At 51.7% G+C, this 20,916-nt stretch carries 15 protein-coding genes; 10 read left to right on the top strand and 5 right to left on the bottom strand.

Going from position 1 to position 20,916, the window contains the following annotated elements; translation table 11 throughout:
• The first annotated feature begins 37 nt into the window (after positions 1 to 37).
• From ACTJJJ_RS02505 to ACTJJJ_RS02485, 5 genes are all read left to right on the top strand, one after another.
• Positions 38 to 1,084 carry a FecR family protein gene (locus ACTJJJ_RS02505; protein WP_440701384.1) on the top strand — a complete coding sequence of 349 codons (1,047 nt, stop codon included), beginning with the start codon at positions 38 to 40 and terminating at the stop codon, positions 1,082 to 1,084.
• Positions 1,085 to 1,215: 131 nt separating this feature from the next.
• Positions 1,216 to 4,521 carry a TonB-dependent receptor gene (locus ACTJJJ_RS02500; RefSeq protein ID WP_440701383.1) on the top strand — a complete coding sequence of 1,102 codons (3,306 nt, stop codon included), beginning with the start codon at positions 1,216 to 1,218 and terminating at the stop codon, positions 4,519 to 4,521.
• Positions 4,522 to 4,541: 20 nt separating this feature from the next.
• Positions 4,542 to 6,188 (top strand): RagB/SusD family nutrient uptake outer membrane protein, encoded by a 1,647-nt coding sequence (locus tag ACTJJJ_RS02495; RefSeq protein WP_440701382.1) that lies wholly within the window; start codon positions 4,542 to 4,544, stop codon positions 6,186 to 6,188.
• A gap of 48 nt (positions 6,189 to 6,236) precedes the next feature.
• The gene (locus ACTJJJ_RS02490; protein ID WP_440701381.1) at positions 6,237 to 7,922 is read left to right on the top strand and encodes a glycoside hydrolase family 28 protein; all 1,686 of its coding nucleotides are present in this window, start codon (positions 6,237 to 6,239) and stop codon (positions 7,920 to 7,922) included.
• Complete coding sequence (locus ACTJJJ_RS02485) at positions 7,909 to 9,600, top strand: glycoside hydrolase family 43 protein (protein WP_440701380.1); 1,692 nt, start codon at positions 7,909 to 7,911, stop codon at positions 9,598 to 9,600. Before ACTJJJ_RS02490 ends, ACTJJJ_RS02485 begins: the two co-directional genes overlap by 14 nt.
• A gap of 28 nt (positions 9,601 to 9,628) precedes the next feature.
• Here ACTJJJ_RS02485 and ACTJJJ_RS02480 read toward each other — a convergent pair whose 3' ends face one another.
• The 3 genes from ACTJJJ_RS02480 to ACTJJJ_RS02470 form a co-directional block, all read right to left on the bottom strand.
• On the bottom strand, positions 9,629 to 10,015 hold the full coding sequence (locus tag ACTJJJ_RS02480) for a hypothetical protein (protein WP_188931039.1): 387 nt from the start codon (positions 10,013 to 10,015) through the stop codon (positions 9,629 to 9,631).
• A 76-nt stretch (positions 10,016 to 10,091) separates the two neighbouring features.
• Entirely contained in the window at positions 10,092 to 10,856 is a 765-nt protein-coding gene (locus ACTJJJ_RS02475) for a LytR/AlgR family response regulator transcription factor (RefSeq protein WP_188931041.1), read from the bottom strand.
• 3 nt (positions 10,857 to 10,859) lie between these two features.
• Positions 10,860 to 14,408 carry a two-component regulator propeller domain-containing protein gene (locus ACTJJJ_RS02470; RefSeq protein ID WP_440701379.1) on the bottom strand — a complete coding sequence of 1,183 codons (3,549 nt, stop codon included), beginning with the start codon at positions 14,406 to 14,408 and terminating at the stop codon, positions 10,860 to 10,862.
• A 344-nt stretch (positions 14,409 to 14,752) separates the two neighbouring features.
• Between ACTJJJ_RS02470 and ACTJJJ_RS02465 the strand changes: the two genes are divergently transcribed.
• From ACTJJJ_RS02465 to ACTJJJ_RS02455, 3 genes are read left to right on the top strand one after another with little or no spacing between them, the layout of a single operon-like run.
• On the top strand, positions 14,753 to 15,457 hold the full coding sequence (locus ACTJJJ_RS02465; RefSeq protein WP_440701378.1) for a DKNYY domain-containing protein: 705 nt from the start codon (positions 14,753 to 14,755) through the stop codon (positions 15,455 to 15,457).
• A 42-nt stretch (positions 15,458 to 15,499) separates the two neighbouring features.
• Positions 15,500 to 16,285, top strand: coding sequence for a hypothetical protein (locus ACTJJJ_RS02460; RefSeq protein ID WP_440701377.1), 786 nt, complete (start codon positions 15,500 to 15,502; stop codon positions 16,283 to 16,285).
• Positions 16,189 to 16,530, top strand: coding sequence for an ankyrin repeat domain-containing protein (locus ACTJJJ_RS02455; protein ID WP_440701376.1), 342 nt, complete (start codon positions 16,189 to 16,191; stop codon positions 16,528 to 16,530). Before ACTJJJ_RS02460 ends, ACTJJJ_RS02455 begins: the two co-directional genes overlap by 97 nt.
• On the opposite strand, the gene ACTJJJ_RS02450 is transcribed toward ACTJJJ_RS02455, so the two are convergent.
• The gene (locus tag ACTJJJ_RS02450) at positions 16,508 to 16,888 is read right to left on the bottom strand and encodes a hypothetical protein (protein WP_188931048.1); all 381 of its coding nucleotides are present in this window, start codon (positions 16,886 to 16,888) and stop codon (positions 16,508 to 16,510) included. The two genes, ACTJJJ_RS02455 and ACTJJJ_RS02450, sit on opposite strands and share 23 nt — an antisense overlap.
• A gap of 267 nt (positions 16,889 to 17,155) precedes the next feature.
• On the opposite strand from ACTJJJ_RS02450, the gene ACTJJJ_RS02445 reads away from it, so the two are divergent.
• Positions 17,156 to 18,352 (top strand): MFS transporter, encoded by a 1,197-nt coding sequence (locus ACTJJJ_RS02445; protein WP_440701375.1) that lies wholly within the window; start codon positions 17,156 to 17,158, stop codon positions 18,350 to 18,352.
• An 81-nt stretch (positions 18,353 to 18,433) separates the two neighbouring features.
• Here ACTJJJ_RS02445 and ACTJJJ_RS02440 read toward each other — a convergent pair whose 3' ends face one another.
• On the bottom strand, positions 18,434 to 19,441 hold the full coding sequence (locus tag ACTJJJ_RS02440) for a glycoside hydrolase family 43 protein (RefSeq protein WP_440701374.1): 1,008 nt from the start codon (positions 19,439 to 19,441) through the stop codon (positions 18,434 to 18,436).
• A gap of 151 nt (positions 19,442 to 19,592) precedes the next feature.
• On the opposite strand from ACTJJJ_RS02440, the gene ACTJJJ_RS02435 reads away from it, so the two are divergent.
• Positions 19,593 to 20,843, top strand: a complete 1,251-nt coding sequence (locus tag ACTJJJ_RS02435; protein ID WP_440701373.1) for an MFS transporter — start codon at positions 19,593 to 19,595, stop codon at positions 20,841 to 20,843.
• Positions 20,844 to 20,916 lie beyond the last annotated feature (73 nt).

Here is a 20,916-nt window from a genome sequence, read left to right as displayed (position 1 = left end):
TGACTACTAACTAAAAAGCAAGCAGCCATATCAGGCAATGAACCGGGAACAATTCGCAGCATTATTGGAGAAATATCAGGACGGCCGGTGCACCGAGCAGGAGAAGCTGCTGGTGGAGCATTGGTTTGCATTGCTTGAAAACGAAAATGCCGGTGAAGTTTCCGAAAGTGATCTGGAAGGTACCAGCGAGCGAATGTGGGCGGAAATGCAGGAAAAGACTTTCCTCCCCGACCTCCATGAGAGAAATGGCAACAGCCCCTTTCGATCCATCTATCTCCGATGGGCCGCCATGGCGGCCTCCCTGCTCCTGATCGGCTGGTTTTTCACGGGAAGGGTTCGCGATCGCCATGTGCCGCTGACTGCCTATGCCTGGGAAGAAAAGCGTAACGACGGCACCAACATCCTGCCTGTGATGCTGGAAGACAGCAGCGTGGTGGAACTCCGCCCCGGAAGCTCACTACGCTATCCAAGCCGCTTCGAGGGAGGAAAAAGAGAGGTGGTTTTGAAGGGGAACGGCTTTTTCAGCATTCGTAAAAACCCTAAGAAGCCCTTTTACGTGCATTCGGGAGGCGTTACCACGAGAGTGTTGGGCACGAGCTTCCACGTGAGCACGGCGCCCGACGGGCAGCAAACAAAGGTGGAAGTCGTAACAGGACTTGTGTCGGTTTACAGCGAAAAAACGGGCGAAGATGCCGTGGATATGCTGGTAAGCCCCAACCATACCGCCACATTCAACCGCAACTCGGGCAAATTCTCGGCGGGACTGGCCGACCGACCACGCATGCTCAACGCGGGCATATCGTTCCAATTCAACAATGCACCGTTATCGCTGGTTGCGCAACATATGCGTGACGCGTGGGGTGTGGATGTGGAGGCCGAAAACAGCCAGATTATGAATTGCCCGCTGACGGCCGACCTGAGTGGACAGCCCCTTTTTACACAGCTGGATATCATTTGCGCAGCACTAGGCGCAAAATACAAAGTCCGCGGCTCGACTATCCGTATTTCGGGCCCCGGTTGCAAAATACGCAGTACCCACGCTTTTCGAACTCGTAAACCCAACCATTCCCATATGCAGACATAGCCGCAAACGAAAACGCTGGCCATGCAGCGAACATGGGCCAGCGCCAGCAAATCCTGTAAGGCCGACAGCGAATCGCGCCTTTTCGGGAGCTTCATTTTATCAAATCTCCATTCAATAAAACATTTAAAGGTATGAAAAAAACAGAACCTTTACTTTTAAGGCTTTCCAATTACCGGGGTATGAATATGCCGCGCAAGTTATTGCTATGGGCCGTAACGGTGACGCTGCTGGCCTGCCATACGGTACTGGCGGGCAGTCAGCAGGAAGTAATGTCCCGGCTCGTTACGCTGAAATTCCAGAACCAGCGGTTCGAAAAAGTCATCAGCAGCATTGAAAGACAAACCAAAGCCAGGATCGTTTATAGTTCTGAGCGTGTGAATGTGGCCAGGAATGTGAGTGTGGAAGTAAACAAAAAACGTCTCGACGCGGTTTTGGACGAACTTCTTTCTCCACTGAACCTTACTTATCGCGTGGTAGGCGGGCAGATCGTGCTCGAAAGCCTGGCGCGTGACGAATCGATGGCGCCTGCGAAAACCCAGGCGGCGGACCGGACCATTACCGGCGTGCTCACCGACGAAAAGAATGCCGTGCTCCCTGGCGTAAGCGTGATCCTGAAAGGTACCAACCGCGGTACTACCACAGACGGCCAGGGCAAGTTCAGTCTGCTCGTTCCGGACGATGCGGGCGCTGTCCTGACCTTCTCATTTGTGGGTTACCAAAGTCAGGATGTTGCATTGGGCGCACAAACGATCTTCAATATTTCGCTGAAACCCGATGTAAGCGCATTGGAAGAAGTGGTCGTGATTGGCTATGGCGCCGTGCGCAAGCGTGACCTGACCGGCTCGGTGGTACAACTTAAAAGCGAGCAATTGAAACAAGTGCCTTCCAACAACGTCCTCGATGCCGTGCAGGGTAAGATCGCGGGGGCGGACATTACGCGCAGCAGCGGTCAGGCGGGAGCGGGCGTGAACATTACGATCCGTGGTAACCGTTCGATAGGTGGAAATAACTCGCCGCTCATCATCGTTGACGGGGTTCAATATGGTGACTTGGCGGATATCAACTCCAACGACATCGAATCGATGGAGGTTTTGAAAGATGCGTCGTCTATCGCTATCTACGGTTCGCGAGGTGCCAACGGCGTTATTTTAATCACAACCAAAAAAGGGAAAAGCGGCCGCCCCGATATTTCCTTCAACTCCTATGCCGGCGTTTCGCAGGTAACGATGTACCCGCGTGCGATGGACATCAACGAGTTCCGCGATTTCAAACGTGAAGCGTGGCGTGCAGCGGGCGTCTGGAACACCGCCGCCGACGATCCGACGATTTTTACCAATGTGGCCGAATATGATGCATTGCAAAAAGGTACCTGGACCGATTACCAGAAAGAACTCATCCATCCCGGTTTCCAGCAGAATTACCAGCTCGGCTTCCGCGGCGGTTCTGAAAAGCTGAAATCCTATGTTTCGGTTGATTATTTCAATGAAAAAGGAATCTTGAAACTCGACGAAATGAAGCGCTACACGGCGCGCTTGAATGTCGATTACACGCTGACGGACTGGATGAAGATCGGTTTGCAAAGCCAGCTGACGTACTACAACCAGAGCGTCCGCCGCGATCCTTTGAACCAGGCCAACAAGATCAGTCCGCTGGGCTCACTGTACGATGAGAACGGCAATTTTAACTTTATTATGCTCGACGGGCAGACGGCCAACCCGCTCTCCGACGAGCAGCCTGGCGTTTTCAACAACAATATCCTGACAACCCGCACACTAACGAACGGCTACGTCGAAATCACGCCATTGAAGGGCCTCACGTTCCGCAGTACCCTGGGTGCGAACCTTTCCAGCTCGCGCAACGGCGCCTATTCTTCGCCCAAATCCATCGACCGCTCGCTGACCGGAAAGTCTCTGGCTACCTACAACGTGTCCAACGGCCGGACGATCAACTGGGAGAACGTGGTGACCTACCAAAAGGCTTTCGAACAGCACAATTTTACATTTACAGGTATTGGTAGCTCCCTGGCGACCGTTTCGGACAATGCGCAGGCATCCGGGGTCAACCAATTGATTCCCTCGCAGCTGTTTTACTCGCTCGGTAGTGCTACGGAAGAGATCAAGATCAATTCTGCCTATGCTAAAAACAACCTCGTGTCCTTCGCAGCACGTGTGAATTACGGTTTCAAAGACCGCTATTTGCTCACGCTGACGGCGCGGAAAGATGGTTCCTCCAAACTCGCACCGGGCAACAAATGGACGTTTTTCCCCTCGGCTGCATTTGCGTGGCGGATCATCGATGAGGGTTTTATGAAGAATTTCAAAAAGCTCAGCGACCTGAAACTGCGCCTGAGCTACGGAATCGCGGGGAACGACCCATCGGGGCCGTATGCGACGCAAACCACGCTGACCCGCATTGCATTCGGCTTTGACGAAGTGGCCTATCCGGCTTACACTTTCTCCCGAAATGTCGGGAATGCGGCTTTGGGCTGGGAGCTTTCGGCTACGCAAAACCTGGGGCTCGATTTCGGATTATTCGATGGCCGCATCAACGGTTCGGTCGACTACTACGACACCCGGACTTCCGACTTGCTTCTCGACCGCGGCTTGCCTCCTACTACCGGCGTAACGACCGTGAAGCAGAACATCGGGAAAACCCGCAACCGGGGTATTGAGGTAGTACTGGGAAGCACCAACATCCGCACCGCCGATTTCACCTGGAATTCAAGCCTCACATTCACTAAAAACAAAGAGGAGATCACGGAACTCGTAACCCAGGGCAACGACATTGGCAACGGCTGGTTCATCGGCAGCCCTATCAGCGTATTCTACGATTACGAGAAACTGGGTATCTGGCAAACTTCGGAAGCGGAAGCGGCCAAGGCGATGTCGCCCACGCAGCTGCCTGGTGAAATTAAAGTGAAAGATCAAAATGGCGACGGCAAGATCGACGCCGTAAACGACCGCGTGATCCTCGGCACACCGCGCCCGAAATGGAGCGGGGGATTGGACAACACGATCAAATTCAAAGGTTTTGATTTAAATGTAATGATTTACGCGAGAATCGGATCGATGATCAACTCCGACCGTTACGCGCGGTTCGATCAGCAGGGTGTCGGCAACAGCACCGCAGGCCTCGACTACTGGACACCGGAGAACCCGACCAACGATTATCCCCGTCCGAACAAGAATGCGGGGCTCAAATACCTTTCGACATTGGGTTACCGGGATGCTTCCTATGCACGCATTCGCAACGTGACGCTCGCGTACAACCTGCCGGTGGACAAGTTTAACTGGAAGGTCATCCGCGGCCTGCGCATTTACGCCACCGCCAAGAACCTGGCGACATTCACCAAACTCGATTACGACCCCGAACGCGGCGGATCGGAGAACTTCCCGATGACGAAACTGTTCGTTTTTGGCCTGAATGTGAACCTGTAACCCTTTAAACCAGTCAAACGATGAGATCACAACTATTGAAAACAGGGTTTATAGCGGTTTCCCTCCTGGGGCTGTTTGCCTGTGAAAATACATTGGAGGAATATAATCCCTCGGGCCTGACCTCGGAAACCGTGTACACCACGCCCGAAGGTTTTGAAACACTCGTGAACGCCGCCTACTCGTATCAGCGCTGGTGGTATGGCAAGGAAGAAGGATACAATATCGCCGAAACCGGCACGGATATCTGGACGAGCGGTGCGGGCGAAGTATACCGCGATTTGACCCAATACCTCAACCTCCAGGGCAGCAACACGGCACTTACCAACGAATGGCGAGAGTTCTACGCAGCTATCAATCTCTGCAACGGCGGTATCAACCGCATCGGCCAGGCTGGCTTGTCGGCGGCCCTGCGCCCCGTACGCGAGGGAGAGCTGCGCTTTTTGCGGGCATTTTACTACTGGCATATCGTCGAAAACTGGGGTGGTGTGCACTTTACGACCACCGAGACCAGCGGCATTGTGACAACGGCCAACAAAACCCCGGTAGAGACTTTCTACAACCAGATTTTCGAAGACCTCAAAATCGCCGTCAACAACCTGCCTGCAACACAGCCGCAATATGGCCGCGTTACGAAAGGTGCAGCGCAGGCATTTCTGGCACGAATGTACCTTACCAGAGGCATGAACAAAGAGGCATTGGAAACGGCGAAAGCGGTTTTAGATGGCAATTATGGTTACAAACTGGAAGCGAATTATGCGGATCTCTGGAAAATGAGCAACCTGAAATCCAAAGAGGTGATCTACACCGTGGATTACTCCGCTAACCTGGCGCTGAACGACCTTGCAAATTCGACATTTAACCCATATGGCCATGGGCGCGGCAGTAACAATGCGCATTTGCTTTTCCTGATGAAGTACGACGACCGACCCGGCATGACCCGCGACATTACCAATGGCCGCCCCTTCAACCGCTACATGCCTACCCGTTTCCTGCTCGACCTTTTCCCGGCCGAGGACGCACGCTACGAAGGCAGTTTCATGGAATCGTGGTATGCCAATTCAAATACGCTTCCCGCGGGTATTGCCAAAGGTGACACGGCTGTTTATTGCACCAAACTTGAAATCGCCGACGCAGTGGAAGCTTCCAAAAAGTACCAGACCTATGACCGCAGCGATATTTACCTTGCCGACGGGACCGTGAAAGACAACCTGCGCTACCCTACCCTGTCCAAATTCATGGATCCCACCCGCGCGAGCCTGAATGAGGCGCAAAGCGCGCGTGATGTGTTCGTGATCCGGCTGGCGGAAGTGTACCTGATCGCCGCGGAAGCCGCCATGCAAACCGGCGACCTTGCCAAAGCAGCGGAATATGTGAATGTGGTCCGCACCAGGGCGGCCAAGCCCGGCAAAGCAGCCGCCATGCAAGTGAAAGCGGCGGATATTACGCTGGATTTCATCCTCGACGAGCGCGCACGCGAGCTTGCAGGTGAGCAACTGCGCTGGTTCGACCTGAAACGCACTGGTAAACTCGTGGAGCGCATCAAAAAATACGCGCCCGACAATGCGGTCAATATCCAGGAACACCACACCGTCCGCCCGATCCCGCAAACGCAGCTGGATGCGGTGGTGAATAAGAGCGAGTTTAAACAGAATGCCGGTTATCAATAATCCATTTTAAATGTCTTCCTGCCCAAAAAGCAGGAAGACGCTTTTGCTATGACCTACAAAATACGAATTGCAGCTTTTGCCCTTGTCGCGATGGGCTATTGTAACATCGCCGCGCAGTTTGCAACGGCTCAGAATAGTCCCCGCGCGAATGCGCCCGAATACAGTTGGTCGAACCTGCCGAAGATCCAACAGCCGGTGTTCCGAAAGGATACCCTCCGCATTACCGCATTCGGCGCCGTGCCCGACGGCCACACGCTCAACACCAGGGCCATTAACCAGGCCATTGAAAGTTGCAGCAAAAAAGGCGGTGGTGTGGTGCTGGTACCTGCCGGGTTGTGGATTACAGGCCCTGTTGTGCTGAAAAGTAATGTAAACCTGCATTTGCAGGAAGGCTCGCTGCTCCTTTTCACGACGGACAAGTCGCAATATGCCATTACCGAAGGTTTTTACGAAGGAAAAGCCGCGGCGCGGAACGAGTCGCCTATTTCTGGAAAAGACCTTGAAAACGTAGCCATTACCGGCAAGGGCATTGTGGACGGCAACGGCGATGTGTGGCGGGCAGTCAATAAAAACCAGCTCAACGAACCGCAGTGGAAGGAGAAAATCGAATCCGGTGGCGTGCTGAAAGACGATGGCAAAGTCTGGTATCCGAGTGAACAGTTCAAAAAGGCGAGCGTCGAGAACAAAAGTATGCTGCTGACCGGCGGCAAAAAACCGGGAGATTTTACGGATATTAAAGATTTCCTTCGACCTAATCTGGTGGTTTTCAATAACTGTAAAAAGGTTTTGCTGGAAGGCGTTACGTTCCAGAACTCAGCTGCCTGGTGCCTGCACCCACTGATGGTACAGGACCTGACGATCCGCAATGTACGCGTCAAAAACCCGGAATATGCGCATAATGGTGATGGTATGGACATCGAATCCTGCAAAAACTTCCTCATCGAAGGCTGTGTGCTCGACGTGGGCGATGATGCGATCTGCATTAAATCCGGTAAGGACGAAGAAGGCCGTAAGCGTGGCATACCGACCGAAAACGGTATTATCCGCAACAATATCGTGTACCAGGGACACGGCGGGTTTGTGGTGGGTAGTGAAATGAGCGGCGGTGCCCGGAATATTTTCGTGGAGCAATGCACTTTTATGGGTACCGATAAGGGCTTGCGCTTCAAATCGGTGCGCGGGCGCGGCGGCGTGGTGGAGAAGATTTTTGCGAGAAATATCAATATGAAGGATATCAAGCAGGAAGCTATCTTCTTTGACCTTTACTATTTCGTCAAATTCGCTACGGATGGCGAGCGCGATATGCGTCCGGTCGTCAATGAAGGTACACCGGTTTTCAAAGACATGCATTTTGAAAACATTGTGTGCAATGGTGCTACCAAAGGCGTATTTGTACGCGGCCTGCCTGAAATGCCGGTCCGCAATATCATCATGGAAAACATGGTACTTTCTGCCGAAACGGGTGTGGAACTTATCGACGCTGACAAAATCAGCTTTAAGCAAGTTAAACTGATCACCAAGCATTCCAAACCGGTTATTTTCACCGATAATGCCACCAATATCACGATCGACGCACTGCAATATAACGATCATAGCGAAACCCTGATTTCGGTCACCGGCGAACGCAGCCAGAACATCAACATCACTCACACGGATGCTTCGAAGGCAAAAAAAGTAAAGGAATTTTCAAAGGGAGCACAGGAAAAGAGCCTGGTTATTCATGAAGGTAAATAAGTACTATTGGGTCGTCGGCGCACTGCTGGCGACCTCCGCTTTCGCACAGAAAAATACTGTTTTAAATACAAAAACAAGAACTATTGTTTCACCAACTGCGGTTTCCAAAACGGCAGTTTCCGAAACCTGGGTAGCCGATTTGCAGGATGGCCGTTACAGAAACCCGGTCCTCCACGCCGATTACTCCGACCCCGATGCCTGCCGTGTGGGGGAAGACTACTACATGACTGCATCCAGTTTCGATGCAATCCCCGGCCTGCCCATTCTGCATTCCAAAGACCTCGTCAACTGGACGTTGATCGGCCATGCATTACCACGGCAGGTGCCTATCGAACATTTCGAGAAAACGCAGCATGGAAACGGTGTGTGGGCGCCCGCAATACGCTTCCACAAAGGCGAATTCTACATTTACTATCCCGACCCTGATTTTGGTATTTATGTAATTAAGGCCAAAAATGCCGCTGGGCCATGGAGCGAACCGGTACTCGTGGAAGGTGGCAAAGGGCTGATCGATCCGTGCCCGCTTTGGGACGACGACGGCAAGGCGTACCTCGTACACGGGTGGGCGGGCAGCCGCGCGGGAATTAAAAGTGTGATTACCGTCAAGAAAATGAATGCGGAAGGCACGAACGTAACCGACGCAGGGGCGCTCGTGTACGACGGCCACAAGATCGACCCGACGGTGGAGGGTCCTAAGTTTTACAAACGAAATGGCTACTACTACATTTTCGCGCCTGCGGGAGGCGTCGCAACCGGGTGGCAAATTGTGTTGAGATCCCAAAACGTGTATGGCCCTTACGAGCGGAAGGTGGTAATGGCCGAGGGAAAATCCGGCATTAACGGCCCGCACCAGGGCGCCTGGCTGACGACCAGCCCTGTCGATGGTAAATCGGAAGACTGGTTCCTGCATTTTCAGGACAAAAACGAATACGGTCGCGTCGTGCATTTACAGCCGATGAAATGGACGAACGACTGGCCGGTTATCGGTACCGACCCGGATGGCGACGGCATTGGAGATCCCGTGTTGACCTACACCAAACCATTGACCGTCAGAAAGTACCCGCTGGCAACCCCACCCGAGTCCGACGAATTCACCGAACCGGCTTTGGGCAAACAATGGCAATGGCAGGCTAACCTGAAAGGAACCTGGGCGATGCCCGCGGCAGGTTATCTGAGGTTATATTCCTACCAAAAGCCCGAACAGGCAAAAAACCTGTGGGATGTGCCCAACGTGCTTTTACAAAAATTCCCGGCGGAAGAATTTACGGTAACCACCAGGCTACGATTTACCCCGAATACGAACCTGACAAACGAAAAGACCGGGCTGGTGGTTATGGGGCAAAGCTATGCGGGTATTTACCTGCGCAGCGGCAAGAACAAAACGGAACTGATTTACGCGGTCTGCCAGAAGGCATCGGACGCCAAACCGGAAACCGAACGCGTTCTGGCCGAATTCAAACCTGAAACCGATATTCAATTGCGCGTCAAAGTAAGCAAGGGCGGTAAATGCGAATTCGGGTTCAGTGAGGATGGCACCCGTTTCAAGATGATGGGCGAGACTTTCCAGGCGGAGGTTGGAAGATGGATTGGCGCCAAAGTGGGGATTTTCTGCACCCGGGAAAACCAGACTAACGATTCGGGATATGCTGATTACGAGTGGTTTAGAATAACCAAATAAAACAATGCAATGCAGGTAGCTTGTACGGTTAAACCGCGCTTATGCTGTCCAGGTTCAGCACGACCGTCCGTTTGCGACCTGCGTAATTGTATTTGACCGAGACACGGTCGCCGGCCTGGGGTATGCGGGTGAGTTGTTCGCGCAACACGTGGACCTCGGTCACAAAATTGCGGCCCCTTGCCGGCTTCACATGTACCTGGAATGTATAGTAGGTTTCGCCTTGTAAATAAGAGCCGAGATGCTCTTCCGAAAACAGCACCACGGCATCGGCAACCTGCCCATCCGCAATATCCCTGCCGCCGAGCAACAACATGGTGCGACGAAACCGCAGCACAAACCAAAGCCCCCCGATGATCAGAACTGCCAGTAATAAAATGAGCAACAATTGCCCTGCACGAATCGCCAATATCTCCATAGCCAATAGAATTCAATGGCTTCAAAGAAAAGAGGCAATGTTCCAAAGTACGACAATAGTGATTTAACGGACATTATCACTTATCGAGTGGCTGGTTTCCGAGTGGTAATTGTAAAAGCACTTCTTCTTTTTTACGCCTCGATATTTCTACACGGCTACCATCAAGCAGTTCTACCAAATCGTGATCCGCCATGAGTTTTGCAATAAATTTCGGGTTGACCAAATGTGATTTGTGCGTCCTGATAAACCCGAATTCGGTCAGCATTTCCTCGTAATATTTCAGGGTCTTGCTTGCCAGGACCGGCTTGCGGCTTTTAATGAAGATATTGGTATAGTTGCCTTCGCCCTGTAACCGGATGATCTGGTCGAGCGTAAAAAACGACACGCCGTCCTGGTAAGGCACAGCCAGCCGGAATTCGCTCGCGCGCTTGTGCGCGATGTTGCGCACAAGGTTATCGAACAGTACCGGGTTCTGGTGCACGTTCTGCTTTTTGAGGAAACGGTCGACGGCAGCCCGCAGCTCATCCGGATCGACGGGTTTGAGCAAATAGTCAAGCGCACTGAACCGGATCGCCTGCACGGCATACTGATTATACGCGGTGGTAAAAATCACTTCAAAAGCAGGCTCCTTTAAGGCCCTCAGAAAATCGAAACCATTTTTACCGGGCATTTCGACATCTAGAAAAACAATATTAGGGCGGAACGTTTTGAGTATTTCGAGCGCAATATCCACGGATTCGGCTTGCTTTACTTCACGGATCTCTTCAACATAAGTTTCAATGTAATGCGCCAGCACGTTTCTTGATTTAGGCTCGTCGTCAACAATAAGTGCTTTGATCATTGTTTAAGTCTGATATAAATAGGTAGATAATTCTATTCTGACAAGCGTTCCAAGTGCGTTACCGGCGGGATCGTACCGGTCGATCACTTCGAGGGTGGCGTGGTTGCCCTGCCGCGCAAGTACGTCGATCCGGTCTTCACAGATACGTATTCCACGCGATTCGTGTTCCCTTGTGCGCGAGGAATTTTGTCTGATCTCCGCCGATTTTTTCCGGCCAATGCCATTGTCCTCGATTTCGCACGCAAACTGCTCCGGCCCGATCAGGAAAAAGCTGATTCTCATGTGTCTGTCGCCTTCCTTATGCATTAATCCGTGCCACAAACCGTTCTCCACGAAAGGTTGAAGGAGCATCGATGGCAGCCGCACATAATCGTCTTCGAGTTCAGGATCCAGGTCGATGGAATAGGTAAATCCCTGGCCGAAACGCATCAGTTCAAGTTCAAGATAAAGTTCGAGAACGTCCCGCTCTTCGGCGATCGTCACCAGGTTTCTGCCCGAGTTGTTGAGCACAAGCCTGAAAAGCTTGGCGAATTTGTTGAGGTACTTGCTGGCCTCGGTATATTTCTTAGTGACGATGCATTCCTGGATGCTATTGAGACAGTTAAAAATAAAGTGCGGGTTCATTTGCGCACGGAGAGCCATCAGCTGGCTTTCTGCAAGCATTTTATTAATCCGCAAAAGCATGATCTCCTGCCGCTCTGCTTGTGCTCGCGCCATGGCCTCGGTAATTTTGTTGGCGCTGATGGCAGCGATGGTCGAGATCACGCGGACATGGTCGTGCGTATAAAAATTCTTACGTGGATGTTCCGAATCAATAACCCCTATCACCTGCCCTTCATGCAAAATAGGCACCGCCAGCTCCGACGCCCTCGCCTGGTCATCGATAATGTAACGGTCGTCCTTTGAAGTATCGCTGATGATCTGCGGCGTAGCGGTAGCCGCGGCAGCTCCTACGATGCCCTCACCTACCTGGATTTCGATGGGGTTAAGAATTTCATACTCCTTCGGACTTTTCGGCCCGTAAGCGGCTTTCTGGATCAATTTGCCGCTTTCCTTATCCAGGAGATAGACTACGCAATCTTCAAAATGCAGTTTTGAAATACAGTTACGGGCAATGTCCCAGCATATTTCATTGACGGAGTTATCGCCGTAGACGCTGTTGGCAAAATACTCGATCGTGTCATCGAGATCTTTCTTTCTGAGCCTTTTGGTATAAACAGTATAAAACCAGTAAACGATACTCACGAGCGCCAATGCACAAACGACGAAGAACCACCACGTCTGCCACCAATGCGGCAACACCCGAATTCGGAGCGTTTGAGCAGTCTTCATCCACCGGCCATTTTCGTCGGTGCTTCTGACCTTGAAAACGTACTCGGCCGGAAGCAGGTTAGTATAAGACGCCCTGATATTGCGGCCCGCCACAACCCAGTCGTCGTCGAGCCCGACGAGCTGGTAGCTGTATTGAAGTGAAGGAATGTCCCGATGGCTGAGCGAAGCATATTGGAAGGCTACGAAAGACTCGTCGGGTTTCAGTTCCAGCAAATCGCCTTTCAGTTCCCTGATCCTCTCCTGCCCGAAAACCTTCACGGATGTAATGGCAGGCGGCTTCTGGACGGGTACGGAAGCGAAATGCTGCGGATTAATCACCACGACGTGATCGAGCATTACCGCATAAATTTTACCTCCGGCCACTGTTACATAGTTCCAATAATCCTGTAAGGTTTTACCGAGATCGAGCTCAACTTTACTGACATTGTTGCTAACGGGGTCATAGGCGGCCAATCCTTCGCGGGTAGCGGCCCACACTACGCCGTTATCATCGATATCCAGCGATGAAACCTGGTCGTATGGCAAGCCGCTTTTGGTGCTGATCGTCTTGATAACCTTGCCATTGGCGTCGATTCTCATCAATCCGTTGGCTGTCGAAGCCGCCCAGATCCCGCCGGTTTTGCTTTCATGCATGGCATATATGTGCTCGTCTACCAGTTCAGGTGCAGCCAGGGTAATGAACCGCCCGGAAGAATGGTCGTGGCGTAATAACCCTTTTCCCTCCACGGCAAAAAGAATATCGCCGTTGGCAAGCAGGGCGAATGCCTGTGAGTTGGCAAATTGGAACAGCCCGTATTTCGGATCGGTACCGTCGAAGCGATCACAGACTTTGGTCACCGGATTATAGCGGTAGAATGCGTCGCCGTCTATCTCAAACCAGATATTACCCTGTTTGTCCAGAAAAACAAAGGGTGCCTGGTACGAGGACAATCCTTTCTTCATCTGATCGAAACGTTGTAGGACGGACTGCCCGGGAGCAAGCGAATAAATGCCGTCGAAGCCCGCGAACCACCAGGTATTGCCCACTTTGGCCGTCATTACCGAACGGTTATCCCGCAGCCTCTTACTAGCCGTGAGGTATTTCCGGTAGGTGCGGTCGACCGTATTATAGAACACCACGCCGTCTTCTTTGCAAGCGATGATCGTCTTACCGTCGACTGTGATGGAATTGGCGTGGGCGAAGGTAGTTTCCAGGAAAAACGCAAAACTGGGCAATTTGTAAATGGCCTCGATGGGATTCTTGGGCAACGTTTTACTCACGCCGTTGATCGTACCGAGCCAAACATTGCCTTGTGCATCCGAAATAGCATCTCGGAAATGTCCGTATGCGATCGTGTAGGCCTGATCCTGGCTGTATTCTATTTTACGAAACGGCTGCCCGGGCTCTTTCAGGAATGCCGCAAACAGCCATGTAGAAACCCATAGCCTGTCCTGGCGGTCGATAAAAATGAAATTACACCCCTCGCCGATCAGCTTTCCGTCGAGCTCGTAATATTTTTCAAGCTTGCCGGTGCGATAATCCCAGTAATTCAGTGTCGGTTCTGTATCGCAACCATACCAGACATCGCCGCGGCGATCCAGTGCAATGGCATTCACATGCTCAGATTCCAACAGCGGGCTATTCAATGGGTTATTGCCTTTGAAATAAACACGGTTTGCTTTACAATCCACAAAAAACGGCCGGCTACCGCCAACCCACAAACCGCGCCGCAGGGTGTCGTAGGTCATAAAGGTGAGCTGAAAACGCGAGAAGTCGAACTTGCGGGCTTCGGGAAAAACCTCCGTCAATGGTTTTAGTTTTTGCCCGTCGTATACATATAGCGCCTGGGATGTGCCTATCCAGATGCGTCTCTGACCGTCGACGCGTATGCTCACGATGTACTTTTGTGCAAGTGCGGCAAACCGGGGATCGCGCGAGAACCTGCCTGATTTTTTATCGAACAACAGGATTCCCCTTCTTAGCCCTATCATGAGTGTATCCTCGCCGCGAAACGGTAAAATAGCATTCACAAAATGCTTCTGGCCGCCGTTCGCATCATGAAAACGCTCCACAACAGCGCCATCGTAACGGTCGAGGCCGGCCGACGTCCCAATCCAGAGAAAGCCGGAAGAATCTTTATATAAACACCTTATCTGCTTGGCACTGAGGCCATCCTGCCATCTGATATTCTGAAAAAGCGTCTGTGCCCCGAGCGATCCTCCAAATAAACAGAGGACCACAAGAGGTAATACATAGCCTAGCTTTTTATAGAAAAACACCACTGCTTACAGGATTTCATTGACGATTCACGCATCAATATGTGCGATCTGAAGACCAAATACGTCAATTCTATACAACTGTACTACCTCATTTATTTATCGGTAAAACGCCGTAACCGCCTCAGAATCGCTGAAATGCGGTTTTTTGAGGCACCGAATAATCATTGATTTACCGGTAAATAGTCAATACCGACCGTTGCATCATTAAAAATGGACGTTGCATGTCCCGGTGTGCACTTTTGCGGCTCGAATCCTGACGCCATGAAAAATAATCATTATCACACTTAACCTCATCCTATAACGTCATGCTCATCCTGCTTCTCATTACCTGCGTATGCCTGATCCTGGTCATCGCAACCCGTTTCCTCCTACGCCCTGCTACCGAATCCTTCGCGCCATCTCCTTCATTTGATGTGTATGAGATCGAAAACAAAGTTGTTTACTACACGGAAAGCGATGGACGCAGATCCCCGATCTCCGATGCGCACGCCAGGACCTTTCAAATACTCACTGCCGGAGCTGTAAGGCAACCGAACCCGTCGCTTTATGCCCGCGATTTTGAAAACGTCTATTTTCGGGGCAAAAGCATCCCCGGTGCCAATCCGGTTTACTTCCAGGTCCTGGGGCCCGATCTCGGCCGCGACGACCGGCATGTTTTCAAAGCATGCCATCTGATTTCCGCCGATGCCAGGAATTTCAAATGCCTCGACGAGCGCCTGAGCAAGGACGCTAACCGCGTATACTTCGACGATCATGTGATTTCCGAAGACGCCAGCCATTTCAGATACATCGGAAAATGGCAAAAAGTCTCATTCTACAAAGACCAAAGTAAGGTTTTCGTGAACGGGAAAGGTTACCGGGTTGCCGATATCGATACTTTCGACTACGCAGGAAATGGGATTTTTACCGACCGTTATCAGGTATACAAGTTTGATGGAGACGGCTTTCGCAGCAATTCCGGACAGCCGGTCTTTCGGGCAATGATGCAATTCCAGCCCGTTTTTGGCTAAATTACGCCAAGTCCCTATTCGAAACCGCCCTTCCTTCATTTCATGAACTACCTGAAAATAGCCACCGTCATTAACTGGGTGGTGATTGGCGTACTTTTCACGCTTGTCATGCTCGAAACGCTGTTCCCTGCGAAAGGCGGCGACGCTGCTTCTTCCATGGGAAAAGTATTTTACTACCTGGCCATTTTCGTTCTGGTCGTATTGATCACCCTCAATTTACTTCCTTTTAAGTGGAGCAGATATACGGCATTTGTACTGATCGCGGTCCCGCTTTTTTGGACACAGTTCGGTTCATCTATCAGCAGGTTCAAAAGAGGGATCGTGGATATGATAGAAGCGAAGCCGTTTTTTGAAGAGAAAGAAAGAGACAAAATGGCTAGGGCGATTCTGAATGGTAAGCCCGACAGGTTAAAAAAATACATCGCGGAATTTGGGCCCCAACTTCGCAAGAATGCTTACGGTTATCCGCTTCTTGAAATGGCGGTCAAAAGTTCCGTTTTCGAGCATAAAAACCTGGAACCCCATATCGCTTGCATCAACGCCCTGCTGGATGCAGGCGTGCCCATCAGAAGTGAGAACCCCGACGACCAACCGATTCATTACGAGCCGGCAGAGCATGGAAATCCGCTTATATTACGCCTTTTGCTGGAAAATAAGGCGCGAGCGCAAATGCTAAAACCACCGAATTCGGCAGCGGCAGACGCAATGTGGTACCTATTATTTTTGCGGCGTTGGATACACCTTATGGTGCGTATGACTGCACCAAAGCCCTGCTCGATCACGGTGCCGATCCGAATGCAATTATGCCGCGGCACGGCGATCGTCTAAAAATTTCACCCCTGCTTTACGCCGCCGAACGACAATATTGGGGTGTATGTAAAATGCTGATTGAAAAAGGTGCCGACCCACGCTATACCACGCCGGACGGCACCTCTCTGCAAGTTTTTATTGATCAGGGCGATAGCTACTACCCCGAAGACGAGCAGGCGCTGGCGGATTTTGAGGCAGTGCGCAAGATCGTGGAAGGATCGACGCCCGCTGACAACACTCCTATTTCACTCTCTTCGCAGTAGCATCAAACATGCTCATCATGCTTCCTTTGAGGTTATCGTCGTCCACTTTTGAGAGGTCGAGGGTAACGTCGTACCCCTGCGCGGAAAAGCCGATCGTGATCTTGTCAGCCGCTTCGTCGATACTGGTAATGGCGATTTTCTCGGCGCTTGGATCGGTCGCGTTGGTGATTTGGCCGGTGAGCTTGCCATCGGTCCGCGCAAGGTCAGCGACGAGCTTGGCATCGCCATTGGGCGTTCCGGCAACGGTAATCTCCCATTTACCGGCAAAAAAATCGGCCGGTGCCGTTGTTTGGGCAATGCTGGTACAAACCGCGCCCAGCAGGCACAGGATCATCAGAATAGAGCTAATCCTTCTCATAGTCAATATGTTTTTGGTGAAGAAATGAAACCGTCCGGCCCGGGAAAGTGGCACCCCCGCGACCATCATACAACAAATGTAAAGAAGAAGTTTATTTATTGTCTATATTTAAGACAATAATATTTTTCCAATTACTTATATATTTAATACAAACTGACCAGTAGGTTTCGTAGCGGCAGATTTTGTCCTGATTGCCCCTCGAGAAAGTCTACTTTGCACACCAGCTGCACCCTTCCTAAGAGATAACTTTGCCAGAAACATCTCGCTATGAAAATGAAACCCGGCGAATTCATCGCCCTCTCGGCTTGCACTATGACGCTCACTGCGCTGGGCATCGATATTATGCTGCCCGCATTCGGTGAAGTACGGAAGCATTTCGGACTGAGCACCGGCTCTACCGACACGGCTCAGATCATTTCGTTCTTTTTCATGGGCCAGGTAGCTCAGATCGTATTCGGCGCTCTTTCCGACCGCTTTGGCCGCATTGCCATCCTACGGATCGGATTTCCGCTGTACATCATCGGCGGCATTATAGCGGCGATGGCACCCGACCTGCCTACCATGCTCGTAGCGCGCTTTTTCGCCGGTATGGGCGCTTCTGCGGTATTCATGACTACAATAGCCGGCGTCCGCGACCGCTTTGTGGGTGATGAAATGGCGCGCATCCTCTCATTGATCTTTACGATATTTCTGTTCACGCCGGTAATAGCACCTTTTCTCGGGCTGGCGATCATGTCGGTGGGATCCTGGCAAATGGTATTTCTTGCGCCGCCCCTATTTGCGGTAGCGGTTTTTTTGTGGTCGCTGCGGTTGGAAGAATCGCTCCCGGCCGCGCAACGTACGCCGCTCAGCCGCACGCACGTGGGACGTTCAATCGTGCGCGTACTCAGCAATCGGGCATTTCTGCGGTATACGACAGTCACTACTTTGCTTTTTACGGCCCTTAGTTCCTATGTGTCCAGCTCTGAGCATATTGTGGGAGAGATTTACGGGAAGCCGGAGCTTTTCGCCTGGATTTTCGCGGGTATGGGAGCCACGATGTCGCTCTGTGCATTGCTGAACTCACGGCTCTCTGCGCGGTACGGTGCCCGACGGACAATCAAATGGCTTCTCTCGATTTATACCGTTGTGGGCGCGGTGCTGTTGGTATGTACCTGGGCATTTGGCGATCCGCCGCAAATGCCGCTGTTTTTTATTGCCGTAACCACGATGCTCGCGATTAACCTCGCCGTCGAGCCCAATAGCAGCGCATTGGCCCTCGGACCGATGGGCAATATGGCTGGAATGGCTTCGGCCATTTACGGAACATGTTTCTTTTTCGTCGGCGCTTTGATAGGGTCTGTTACGAGCCACCTGATGGCGCACGGCGTGTTTCCGCTCGTGCTTTGCTTTTTTGTATTCGGACTAGTATCGGTGCTGCTGGCGTTTGGAGACCGGCCGCAGCCCGCAACGGAAACGCCCTAGCTTTTTTGCGCCCGCGGAAGTGATAGAACAACTTGGAGCACTTCATTGGATTAATCCATTTACCAGGCGGCAATGGAGAAATTACCTTACGTCCAAAATCTGTTTGCCTATCGCCAGCTTATCTCCCGAATCATCCACTTCAAAGAGTTTGGGAACGCGTACCGTGCGGCCGTTTACACTTCGGTGGCTGTGAATGGACATCAGCAGTTTACCTTCAAAAGTCCGGAAAAGCATCCCGTGCCCGAAGTTGGGCGGGCTGACTGGTTCCTTTTCCTGTACCCAAGGGCCATCGAGTTTGCCGCTTTCAGAGTAGGCAACACCCTGCGTGTAAACGTCATAGATCCAGCTTGTCCAGAGCATACCCAGCTTCCCGGTTTTCGTTCGAAAGAGCCATGGGCCATCGGTGACCTTGTTGGGGCGGTCGGTGCCGTCCTTGTTTTTTTCCGTGCTCCAAGGCGAGTCGCTGGCCAGGAAGAGCAACTTCGACGGACCGGTGGTACCGCTGAAATCCGGCTTCATCGCGATCTTTTCGACGGTACCGTCGCCATTTTGCAGCCATTCGTGGCAAAAAATCATGTACGGTTTGCCGTCGGTGTCGGTCCAGAGCGTGGCATCGAGTGTCAGTTTATCCTCCGGCAGGTAGGTCGAATCCTTCATTGGTACGTATGGGCCCTCCGGACGATCACTCACCAGTACGTGGCAGGCACGGCGCTCCAAGCCTTCGCCCAGTTTGATAGCCTTGTTGGTGAAAGTGGCGAAGTAGTAATATTTGCCTTTGTAGGCGTGCAATTCGGCTGCCCAAATCATCGGCGTCGGCCCCATCCACGATTTGGGATCCGTTTGTGCGATGGTGTAAGGTCCCGTCCATTTCTTTAAATCCTTACTTTTCCAAAGTTTGCCACCGGTGCCGGTCATGTAATAGGTTTGAGTCGGCCTGTCGGCGAGTATGAATGGATCGCTGAGGCGGATGGAATCCAGCGGAATGTCGGTTTTGAGTGTCTGCGCGACATTTTGCGCGAACATACTGCCACTCAACGGGAAAGCCAGCGAGCATAATAGCACACCTCGTTTGATAATGGATAGGATCATTTGGAACATGAATATTGAAGTAATCAGAGGCGCTCTGCCGTCAAATCTACCGGCAATCGGCGCCGGCTTTTGAAAAAATTCTGAAAACCCTTGCATTTGGTATTTTGTCATTTTATTTTTGACCAAAACTAAGTTAGTGCGTTAAGTTAATATGAAGAAAAACTATATCCGCTGGTGGGTCGTTTTCCTGGTCTTCATCGCTACCGGACTGAGCTTTCTGGACCGGCAGGTACTGTCCATCGCCGTTATCCGCATCCAGAAGGAATTCGGTTTCAGCGACGTGGAATATGGTTGGGTGAATACCAGTTTCTTGCTGAGCTACGCATTGATGTTCACCGTCGGTGGTTGGGTGATCGACCGCATCGGGGCCAAAAAAGGCCTTGGAATTGCCGTGGGGGTATGGTCGGTGGCTAACGCGTTACATGGCGTTATGGCGAACCTCCCGCAGTTGCTTGCGTTCCGGTTTCTCCTCGGCCTGGGCGAAGGGGCCTGTTTCCCCGGCGCGGCCAAGACGGTTTATGAATGGTTTGATCAAAAAGAACGGGCACTGGCCAATGGCATCGCTATCGGCGGATCGGCTATCGGGGCCGTCATTGCACCACCGCTTACAATTTGGATTTCAAACAGTTACGGATGGCGCGCGGGGTTTGTACTTCCAGGGCTTATCGGCATTGCGTGGGTGGCGATCTGGCTGTTTATCCCCTGGCGGCAAAAAGCAGGCGCAATCAGCGAAGCGCGACAGGACACCTTTAAGGTGCCATTCCGCGCCGTCCTGAGACAGCACGAAACCTGGGTTTTCGTTCTCATGCGCTTCCTGCTCGACCCGGTGATGTATTTTATGATGTTCTGGATCCCCAAATACCTTAGCGAAGCGCGAAATGTGCCCTTTGAGCAAATAGGAAGCCTTTTCTGGATACCCTTCCTCGCTTTGGGCATTTCCAATATCCTGGGCGGCCTGTTCTCCGACCAACTGGTTAAAAAGGAGGTCAGTACCAATCGCGCCAGAAAAATGATCATGGGCTGTGCCGCCGCATTGACGCTGGCCGTTCCGATGACCGAATACACGTCGTCGGTCGCCATCGCGGTGGCGCTCATGGCGCTCTATATGTTCGCACACGGGTGCTGGATCACCAATTACATCACGGCTATTTCGGATGTGTTCGGGCCGGGCGCTACTTCTACGGTTGTAGGCCTTTCGGGTACCGCGGGCGCATTATCCAGCCTGATACTTAATCCGATGATCGGAAAAATCGTGCAGGAATATTCCTACAAGCCACTTTGGATCGCTTCCGGGTTGCTATATCCTATCGCGTTCCTTGCATTCATTCTGCTGATTCCCAGATTAAAACCACTTTTCGACCGTCCGGAGGAAATAGTGGCGCCCGTAGAAGTTGCGGATTAGCATTTCAATTTTTTAAACAAACCCCGAAAAGGGGAAACTGTTGCCAAAAAAACTTAGTGCGTTAAGATTTAAA

The sequence above is a fragment of the Dyadobacter sp. 22481 genome (assembly GCF_052044875.1).
GTDB lineage: Bacteria > Bacteroidota > Bacteroidia > Cytophagales > Spirosomataceae > Dyadobacter > Dyadobacter endophyticus.
The sequence above is the reverse complement of the archived record's forward strand: the minus strand, read 5'-3'. Positions and strand labels throughout refer to the sequence as shown.

Coding starts and splice junctions, on each gene's coding strand:
- ACTJJJ_RS02505 (WP_440701384.1), top strand. CDS start 38: ATGAACCGGGAACAATTCGCAGCATTATTGGAGAAATATCAGGACGGC.
- ACTJJJ_RS02500 (WP_440701383.1), top strand. CDS start 1,216: ATGAAAAAAACAGAACCTTTACTTTTAAGGCTTTCCAATTACCGGGGT.
- ACTJJJ_RS02495 (WP_440701382.1), top strand. CDS start 4,542: ATGAGATCACAACTATTGAAAACAGGGTTTATAGCGGTTTCCCTCCTG.
- ACTJJJ_RS02490 (WP_440701381.1), top strand. CDS start 6,237: ATGACCTACAAAATACGAATTGCAGCTTTTGCCCTTGTCGCGATGGGC.
- ACTJJJ_RS02485 (WP_440701380.1), top strand. CDS start 7,909: ATGAAGGTAAATAAGTACTATTGGGTCGTCGGCGCACTGCTGGCGACC.
- ACTJJJ_RS02480 (WP_188931039.1), bottom strand. CDS start 10,015: ATGGAGATATTGGCGATTCGTGCAGGGCAATTGTTGCTCATTTTATTA.
- ACTJJJ_RS02475 (WP_188931041.1), bottom strand. CDS start 10,856: ATGATCAAAGCACTTATTGTTGACGACGAGCCTAAATCAAGAAACGTG.
- ACTJJJ_RS02465 (WP_440701378.1), top strand. CDS start 14,753: ATGCTCATCCTGCTTCTCATTACCTGCGTATGCCTGATCCTGGTCATC.
- ACTJJJ_RS02460 (WP_440701377.1), top strand. CDS start 15,500: ATGAACTACCTGAAAATAGCCACCGTCATTAACTGGGTGGTGATTGGC.
- ACTJJJ_RS02450 (WP_188931048.1), bottom strand. CDS start 16,888: ATGAGAAGGATTAGCTCTATTCTGATGATCCTGTGCCTGCTGGGCGCG.
- ACTJJJ_RS02445 (WP_440701375.1), top strand. CDS start 17,156: ATGAAAATGAAACCCGGCGAATTCATCGCCCTCTCGGCTTGCACTATG.
- ACTJJJ_RS02440 (WP_440701374.1), bottom strand. CDS start 19,441: ATGATCCTATCCATTATCAAACGAGGTGTGCTATTATGCTCGCTGGCT.
- ACTJJJ_RS02435 (WP_440701373.1), top strand. CDS start 19,593: ATGAAGAAAAACTATATCCGCTGGTGGGTCGTTTTCCTGGTCTTCATC.